The organism is Mesorhizobium sp. M7A.F.Ca.US.002.01.1.1 (assembly GCF_004022955.1).
Classification (GTDB): Bacteria; Pseudomonadota; Alphaproteobacteria; order Rhizobiales; family Rhizobiaceae; genus Mesorhizobium; species Mesorhizobium ciceri.
Genome location: NZ_RZQE01000274.1, coordinates 1 through 7,997 on the forward strand (window position 1 = coordinate 1; position 7,997 = coordinate 7,997).

10 protein-coding genes are annotated in these 7,997 nt (G+C 65.7%); 3 read left to right on the forward strand and 7 right to left on the reverse strand.

The window, feature by feature from the left end:
• Window positions 1-89 precede the first annotated feature (89 nt).
• The 3 genes from EN932_RS23070 to EN932_RS23080 all read right to left on the reverse strand — a co-directional run bounded on the left by EN932_RS23070 (window position 90) and on the right by EN932_RS23080 (window position 2,311).
• On the reverse strand, window positions 90-992 hold the full coding sequence (locus EN932_RS23070) for an SH3 domain-containing protein (protein WP_164766115.1): 903 nt from the start codon (window positions 990-992) through the stop codon (window positions 90-92).
• A gap of 123 nt (window positions 993-1,115) precedes the next feature.
• Window positions 1,116-1,880 carry a metallophosphoesterase family protein gene (locus EN932_RS23075; protein WP_127370366.1) on the reverse strand — a complete coding sequence of 255 codons (765 nt, stop codon included), beginning with the start codon at window positions 1,878-1,880 and terminating at the stop codon, window positions 1,116-1,118.
• Window positions 1,881-1,948: 68 nt separating this feature from the next.
• Entirely contained in the window at window positions 1,949-2,311 is a 363-nt protein-coding gene (locus EN932_RS23080; protein ID WP_013530112.1) for a helix-turn-helix transcriptional regulator, read from the reverse strand.
• A 208-nt stretch (window positions 2,312-2,519) separates the two neighbouring features.
• Here EN932_RS23080 and EN932_RS23085 point away from each other — a divergent pair, with 208 nt between their 5' ends.
• Window positions 2,520-3,698 carry an MFS transporter gene (locus EN932_RS23085; protein WP_013530113.1) on the forward strand — a complete coding sequence of 393 codons (1,179 nt, stop codon included), beginning with the start codon at window positions 2,520-2,522 and terminating at the stop codon, window positions 3,696-3,698.
• Between the two features lie 21 nt (window positions 3,699-3,719).
• Here EN932_RS23085 and EN932_RS23090 read toward each other — a convergent pair whose 3' ends face one another.
• Window positions 3,720-4,178 carry a MarR family winged helix-turn-helix transcriptional regulator gene (locus EN932_RS23090; RefSeq protein ID WP_013530114.1) on the reverse strand — a complete coding sequence of 153 codons (459 nt, stop codon included), beginning with the start codon at window positions 4,176-4,178 and terminating at the stop codon, window positions 3,720-3,722.
• Between the two features lie 209 nt (window positions 4,179-4,387).
• On the opposite strand from EN932_RS23090, the gene EN932_RS23095 reads away from it, so the two are divergent.
• Entirely contained in the window at window positions 4,388-5,182 is a 795-nt protein-coding gene (locus EN932_RS23095) for an SDR family oxidoreductase (RefSeq protein WP_013530115.1), read from the forward strand.
• 235 nt (window positions 5,183-5,417) lie between these two features.
• On the opposite strand, the gene EN932_RS23100 is transcribed toward EN932_RS23095, so the two are convergent.
• The gene (locus EN932_RS23100) at window positions 5,418-6,017 is read right to left on the reverse strand and encodes a LysE family translocator (RefSeq protein ID WP_127369782.1); all 600 of its coding nucleotides are present in this window, start codon (window positions 6,015-6,017) and stop codon (window positions 5,418-5,420) included.
• Between the two features lie 98 nt (window positions 6,018-6,115).
• Here EN932_RS23100 and EN932_RS23105 point away from each other — a divergent pair, with 98 nt between their 5' ends.
• Window positions 6,116-6,985: a LysR substrate-binding domain-containing protein gene (locus EN932_RS23105; protein WP_013530117.1), complete on the forward strand. Its 870-nt coding sequence runs from the start codon at window positions 6,116-6,118 to the stop codon at window positions 6,983-6,985.
• Window positions 6,986-7,167: 182 nt separating this feature from the next.
• On the opposite strand, the gene EN932_RS23115 is transcribed toward EN932_RS23105, so the two are convergent.
• Window positions 7,168-7,818 carry a dihydrofolate reductase family protein gene (locus EN932_RS23115; protein ID WP_127369590.1) on the reverse strand — a complete coding sequence of 217 codons (651 nt, stop codon included), beginning with the start codon at window positions 7,816-7,818 and terminating at the stop codon, window positions 7,168-7,170.
• Window positions 7,815-7,997, reverse strand: a 183-nt coding sequence (locus EN932_RS38435; protein ID WP_206618953.1) for a hypothetical protein, incomplete at its 5' end; no start/stop codon positions are given. The genes EN932_RS38435 and EN932_RS23115, both read right to left, overlap by 4 nt.

Below are 7,997 nucleotides of genomic sequence, written 5' to 3' on the forward strand. Positions count from 1 at the left end.
TAGGGGAATAGGGGAATAGGGGAATAGGGTGGGTTCGAGAGAATTCCAAACACACTCCCTTATTCCCTGCTCCCTTACTCCCCTGAATTCTAATTCCCCAGCGCCAACTGATCCGTGATCTCAAACCGCTCCGAGACGCCGACACGGATCATGTTGAGGCTACCTTCCCTGGTGAAGCGGAAGTCGCCGGGCGCGTCGGAACCGGCCGGCTGGCCGGCACGGAAAGAGATGATGCGCGTGCCGCCATCGGGCCAGGTCACAGTGATGTTCGCCTTGTCGGCGCTGTGCACCACGCTGACCTTGCAGCGCTCCATCGGCTGGCCGACATAGCGGGCGCAGGGAATTTCGGGGCCAGAAGCCAGCGTCGGAGTGGAATCAAGCGGGACGTCAGGCGCCGCCAGCGCCAGTAGGTACGCATCCTGCATGGCGGCGTGGCCGATTTCCGCGGCCGATTTCGGCGTGCTTTCGGCTGCCGGACCGGCGCCGCCAAGCCGCGCCGTCAGGTCGGGCGGTGCGACCGGCGCGCTGTCGGCTGAGCCGGTGGCCTGCGATTGGTCCGGTGCCGAGGCCTGCTCGGCCCCACTGCCGGTGGAGGCAATCACCGGCGCACCGGCCGGTCTTGGCTCACCTTCGACATAGGGGTTCGGATTGAGGGGGATGAGATAGCGCGCCGGCGCCCAGCCGCTCAGCTTCTCCTTGCCCGTGCTTTCGACCTTGCACCATTTGTAGCCGTTGATGTCGTTGCAGCCGAGATTGGTGACCATGTCGCCGCTGCTCAGCCGCGCCTCGACCGTGGCGACCGGCGATGCGGTGGTGCGGACCTTGAGAAGGTCGTCCGGCGCCAGGCCGGTGACGACGGAGATGACGAGCTCCGGCGCCTCTTGGGCCATCTCTTCAGCCATAGCGGGGGCAATCACCGGCCACGCCGTCATCAGCAGCGGAGCAGCAATCAGCGCATGGAGGTTTGTTCGGAGCGTAACTGTGCGCCTCATCGTTTGGCCGTGCGCTGATACCGTGCCGCGGCGGATCGAGCCCGCCGCAAGCCCGGCCGGTTTTATAAGGGACGACGCGGCGCCATGTAAGCCCGAAAATTCGGGCCGCCGTTTCGCCAGCCTTCAGCCGGGCAGGGGCATGAACCCGGTTCTGAGCGCGTGAGCCCATTCCGGCCGGCCCGCTTGTTCGGCCTGCCTGGCGGCCGCCTCGTGGTCGTAGTCGACGGCGATGGCCTCGAAGCCGTCAGGCTGGCCGTTGCTGCCCGAGGTGACAATGCCGTAGCGCGCATGCGGCGAGCCCTGCTCGGAGACATGCGCCGGCGGCGTGGAATCGTCATAGGCAGGGCAGCCGATGCTGCCCGGATTGAAGATGACGGGACCGTCGGGGACGCGGATCAGTTCCGCGCGGTGGCTGTGGCCGCACAGCGCGATGCGGCAAGCCGGGTCGAGCGCCTTCAGCCGCCGACGGATCGCCGTCAGCGGCGCGCGCACCAGCTGGCCATTGGCGATCGTATCAATGAGATATTTCTCGTCATGGTCGGGACGGGCGTGGAAAGCGATGATTCCGGGTGCGATCTCCAGCGTCAACGGCTGGGCGAACAGCACCTGGCGCTGTGCCTCGGTCAGCCGCTCCTGCGCATAGACGTCGGAGGGCCACATGGTGTCATCAGCGGGGTCGGCGGCAACAAGGCGGTCGTGGTTGCCGCGCACCGTCGGCAGGTTCAGCGCCTGCAGCCGTTCCATCGTTTCGCGCGGCCATAGCGGGCCGGAAACGCTGTCGCCGAGATTGACGGTCAGGTCGGCGCCGCCGCGCCGGCGCAGGTCGTCAAGCACGGCGTCGAGCGCCAGCACATTGCCGTGGATGTCGGCGAGGACGGCGATGCGCATTTCGGGAAGCTCCTGTGTGACGCCGCTTTTCCTTTTCCCCACGTTCGTGGGCGAGGAACCCAAGTCCTTCAGGGTCGGGCGTGCACTTCGATATCGTGGCCGCCAACCGCCGGCAGTGCGGGATCGTCGCCGGCGGCGGCGATGACGCTGTCGAGCAGGCCGGGGAAGCGGGCGTCGAGATCGGCGCGGCGCAGTGTGATCATGCGGTTGGTGCCGACCACCTCGGCGCGGGTGACGCCGGCCTCGCGCAATTTGGCGAGGTGGTAGCTCAGATTGGTCTTCGAGCCGAAATCGAGGAACTGGCTGCAGTTCAGCGGCACGCCCTGCTTGCTGGCGAGATAGCGCACGATGGCAAGCCGCGTCGGGTCGCCGAGCACGCCAAGCACGATCGGCAGGCTGATCTGGTCCGTATTGGGGTGTGGCAAGGTCATGGCTCGAAACTAAGCACAGTCGGGTCCGATTTCAACGCATCCATCATTGTTGGCTCCACGTGGCCTTTCTCCGTCTCGCGCGAACCCCGCCCGGCCTGTGCTGACACAGGGCTGTCAGGAAGGTTCAGCTATTTTTCCCTGGCTTCATTGACATGATGCCCTGTTATGTCCAATTGTTCAATAACTTTTGAACTAAGGACATCCCGCCATGGACAAGCGCCTCTTCTGGCTCGCGCTCGGATCGTTCACGATCTCGACCGAAGGCTTCGTCATCTCCAGCCTTCTGCCCGACATCGCGGCGGATGCCGGCATCTCCATTCCGCTGGCCGGCACGCTGATTACCGCCTTCGCGCTCGCCTATGCGGTCGGCACGCCGATTCTCGCGACGCTGACCGGCGAATGGGACCGGCGCCGCGTCATCCTGTGGACGCTGGTGTTCTTCGTCATCGGCAACATCGCCGCCGCCTTGAGTTCCTCCTTCGAACTGCTGCTGGTCGCGCGCATCGTCATGGCGCTGTCGTCGGGCCTGTTCGCCGCAACCGCGCAGGGCACCGCAGTAGCGCTGGTCGATGATCATCACCGGGCGCGTGCCATCGCCGTCGTCGTCGGCGGCACCACTGTGGCCGTTGCGCTCGGTGCGCCGCTCGGCGCGCTCGTTGCCACCGTCGCCGGCTGGCGCGGCACCTTCTTTGCCATCGCCGGCCTTGGCGCGCTTGCAGGCGCGATCCTGTGGTACCGGCTGCCGCAGGGCATCGTCGGCACCAGGCTGCCCTTGAAGCGCAGGCTGGCGGCAGCGCTGCGTCCCGGCGTGATGCCGATCCTGTTGACGACAGTGCTGGCGCTGATCGGCGCCTTCACCGTCTTTGCCTATGTCGCGCCGCTTGCCATCGAGGGCGGCGGTCTCAGCCAGATCGCGCTGCCCGGCATGCTGCTCGCCTTCGGCGTCGGCGCCGTCATCGGCAACATTGGCGGCGGCCAGGCCGCCGACCGGTTCGGTGCGACCCGCACCGTCGGCTGGTCGCTGGCGCTGAGTGCAGCCATGCTGGTTTTATTGTCGGTCATCCCGACCTTCCTGCCGCACCATATTGCCGGGCCGGCGCTGATGGCGATGATGGTGCCGTGGGGCATCGTCGGCTGGGCGTTCCCGCCGGCGCAGGCGAGCCGCATCATCAAGCTGGCGCCCGATGCCGCCCCGATCGTGCTGTCGCTCAACGCCTCGGCGCTCTATCTCGGCGTGGCGCTGGGTGCCGTGGTCGGTGGTGCCGTGCTGCGCTACGGCGCGCCGGCCGATCTCGGCCTAGTGGCCGCGATCTTCCCGATCGTCGGGCTTGGCGTCGTGGTCGCCGGCCGCTGGGCGGCTCGGCCTGTAGAAATGCCTGCCGAGTAGAGTCTTTGGCAAACGCTGGCCTTAGGGCGTGGCCGGCGGCAGATCAAAATCCAGCGCGGCGATCTCATCCAGAGCCGCGCGCAAATCTTCGGCCTTGTCCTTGCCGACGACATCTTCGAAGCGCTGCTGGGCGATTTGCCACAGTTTCATCGCTTCCTCGAGCTTGTCCAGGCCCTTTGGCGTCAGTCGTACACGCTTGACGCGGCGGTCCTCCGGGTCGGCGAAGGTCTCGACATAGCCGTCGCGGATCAGCGGTTTCAGCGTGTGGCCGAGCGCCGACAGGTCCATGATCAGCGACGTGGCGATGGCGCCCATCGCCGGCTCATCGCCCATATGGATCTGGTAAAGCAGGCCCTGCTGCGTCGCCTTGAGGCCTGACGGCTCCACCACATCATCATAAAACTTGCCGAGCTTGCGCGCCGCGCGGCGCAGCGCGGCGTTGTTGCAGAGCGTGAGGCCGGGCAGGCTGTCCTTTGACATGATGGTCCCTGGCGCCGGCGAATGAGGCCCGGCTGCTCCCCTCAAATAATCCCCGCCCGTCTCATTGACAAGATAGTGGCATATGCCTACTTCACGATTAGTGGTATATGCCACTAAATCAGATCAAGCGGCTTTCCGGCAGCGCGGCAGATGCCACGGCGCCGGGGTCATTCGAAACGAACAAGATCAGTTGAAGAAGGAACAGGACAATGAGTGGACAGGGCAACAAGGGCACGGCGGTCGTCACCGGTGCTTCGTCGGGCATCGGCGCGGTCTATGCCGACCGGCTGGCGGGGCAGGGCTACGATCTGGTGCTGGTGGCGCGGCGCGCCGACCGGCTGGAGGAACTGGCCGGGAAGCTGCGCCAGACCTATAGCCGCAAGGTCGGCGTGATCAGCGCCGATCTTGCAAACGACGATGATGTGCGCCGCGTCGAGCAAGCTGTAACAGCCGACGAGAGCATCACACTGCTGGTCAACAATGCCGGCATCGGCGGCCAGGCCGTCGTGGCCACCGCCGATGTCGACGCGGCCGAGCGCATGATCAAGGTCAACACCATCGCCTTGACGCGTCTAACCCGCGCCGTGCTGCCGGGGCTTTTGGCACGCAACCGCGGCGGCATCGTCAACATCGCCTCGGTGCTCGCCTTCGACACCTCCTTCGGCGGCATCTACAGCGGCACCAAAGCTTATGTGGTCAACTTCACCGAAGCCCTGCACCGTGAGGTCGAGGGCACCAATGTGAAGGTGCAGGTGGTGCTGCCGGGCGCGACCCGGACCGATTTCTGGGAACTTGCCGGCACCGATATCGCAAACGTTCCGAAGGAGATCATCATGACCGCCGACGACATGGTCGATGCCGCACTTGTCGGCTTGGCCAAAGGCGAGGCGGTCACCGTGCCCGCGCTTGCCGATGCGGCCAAGCTCGACACATTCCTCGGCGCCCGGCAAGCCTTCTACGGCAGCCTGCACGCCGACAAGCCGGCGGCGCGTTACGGGGTTTGACGGTTGAGGGGCTGGTTTGCTTTGCGAACCAGGACCCCCAGCCCGCTGCTTCGCAGCGACTTGCCGGGGCGAGCCACGGGTCTCGCCCACCTTCGGACCCCCATAAGGGGGAAGGTTAGGGGCGCGCGCCACCCTCCTTGAGGCTTGGAAAAGGCGCGCTCCCTACCTCCCCCTTGTGGGGAGGTCGGACCGAAGGCCCGGGTGGGGGGCTGGCGCGGGTTTTGGCTTGAGCGCTTTACACCGACCGCCACATCGGAATGATCGAGGCGGCCAGCACCAGCGCCAGCACGACGTTGAGCGCGCGCCATTGCCACTCGGTCTTGAGCAGCCGCGCCAGCACCATGCCGGCCACGCACCACAGTGAAAGCGAGGCGGCGGCCGCGAGGCCGAAAGTGGCGCCGAGCAGCAGCGCGAGCTGCATCGGTCCGCTGGCCAATGCCGCGAACGACGCCGCGGCGCCCAGTCCCATCGCCCATCCCTTCGGGTTCATCCATTGAATGCCGGCGCCGCCGAGAAAGCTGTTCGGCCTGGTCATGTTCACATCCAGATTAGGCGGTCCGCTGCGGCCGATCTTGATCGCCAGCCAGACGAGATAAAGTGAGCCGGTGACCTTCATCGCCAGTTGCAGCGAGGGCACGGCGAGCAGCAGGCCGGCGAGCCCGGCGGCGGCGGCGCTCGTCACCGTGGCGAGGCCGGCGGCGCTGCCGATCAGCAGGGGTACGGAACGGCGAAAGCCGAACTGCGCGCCCGATGCCGTCGACAGGGTCGTGGCGATGCCGGGCGTGGTGGTGGCGACGATGGCAAACAGGATGAGCGGGAAAATGGGCTCGAGCATGCGGCGTCCTCGGTGGGAGGGCTGCCATCGTAGCTGCGCACGAACTTCAGTAAATGCAATGTTTGCTATGGTTGACATTAGCAAGCATAATGCCAACCATGATCCGAAATCTCGACATGGCGCTGATCCGCACCTTTATCACCGTCGCCGACAAGGCCAGCATGACAGCGGCGGCCAATGCACTGCACCTGACGCAAGGTGCTGTCAGCCAGCAGGTCAAACGGCTGGAGGAGGCGTTCGGCTCGAGCCTCTTCGAGCGCGACCGGCGCGGCTTGCGGCTGACGCGCGCCGGTGAACAGCTATTCGGCAGGGGCAAGCGGCTGCTGGCCTTGAATGACGAGATCTGGGCCGAAATGGCTGGGAGCCCGGTGGCCGGCCAGGTGCGGCTCGGCGTGCCCTACGACCTTGTCGGCACCTTGCTGGCGCCGGTGCTGAAGACCTATGCCGAGACCTATCCGCAGGTCGAGATATCGCTGGTCTGCGCCTCGTCGCCAGAATTGACTGCTGCCCTTGCGGCCGGGACCATCGACCTTGCCGTGATCGAGGAATGCGCCGGCCCGTCGGCCGGCGAATGCCTCGTCGTTGACCGGCTGGTCTGGGTCGGTGCCAAGGGCGGCGTTGCCCGCGCCAAGCGGCCGCTGCCGGTCTCGATCGTCGCCGACACCTGCGCTTTCCGGCCGGCTGTGCTGGCGGCGCTCGGTGAGCATGGGCTGGAGTGGCGCACCGTGTTCGAGAACGGCAACATCGACGCGACGACCGCGACGGTGCGCTCCGACCTCGCCGTCACCACCTGGCTGGCCTCCACGGTGCCAGCCGATCTCGACATATTGCCATCGGAGTCCGGCCTGCCGCCGCTGCCGAATTTTGCCATCAACCTGCATCTGCCGAGGCATGGGGTAGGGCCCGCGGCGCAGGAATTCGCACGGCATATACGGGAAGGGCTGGCGCGGCGACCAGTCGCTGCTTGAAGCTTCTCAGAACTGGGGTTCCTCTCCCCCGTCGCTCTCCCCCCTCCGGAGGGAGAGGAAAGGTGCCAGCTGAGGTAGGTTCGCGCCGTTCCTCTACCCCGTCAACCGGGGGAGAGGTGTCGAGCGAAGCTCGACGGAGTGGGGGTCGATCTTTCATCGTGGGGCGAGGAACCCAGGTCCTGCTACTTCCAATTCCTGCGCCGCTCGAGCTCGGCTTCCGACGGCTCTCCCGTGACAAACGACCCGACCTTGACCTCGCCCGCGCGTTCGTAGGTCGCCATGATGACGCCGGTGCCGGTTGCCTGCGACTTAATGAGCTTGAAGGCGGCCGGGATCGCGCTGTCGCCGAACAGCCGCTTGCCGTTACCCAGCAACAGCGGGAAGACCATCAGCCGGATCTCGTCGATCAGCCCGTTGGCGAGCAGCGTTCGGATCAGGTTGCCCGATCCCTGGATGAGCAGGTCGGGTCCATCCTCCTGCTTGAGGCGGCGCAACTCCGCAACGATATCAGGCCCGAGCGATTGCGTGTTCTGCCAGGTGAGGGTGTCGGGCCGATGCGTCGCGACATATTTGGTCGCAGGGTTGAAGGCATCCGCGATCGGATCTTTCTGATATGGCCAGTAGGCGGCGAAGATATCGTAGGTCCTGCGGCCGAGAAGCAGGGCGAAAGGCTTGGAGAACAGTTCATCCATCGCCGCGCCCCCCGCCTCGTCGAAGTAATGGAAGGTCCAGCCGCCGAACTTGAAGCCGCCGACCGGATCCTCTTGCGGGCCGCCGGGCGCCTGCATGACGCCGTCGAGGCTGACGAATGTCGCAGAGATAATCTTTCTCATTCCAATGCTCCCGTTCTTCGGTCCACGCCGTCGTGGCGGACTTCAGCCCAAGGACGGGCGACGAGCCACCGGTCCGACAGGACAGGACGAAATTTTGGAAAATCACCGTTGCTTGCGAGGCTCGGTGTGGAGATTTTCCGACGAGAACCAGACATCGCCTGATATGGCGGTGGCGGTGT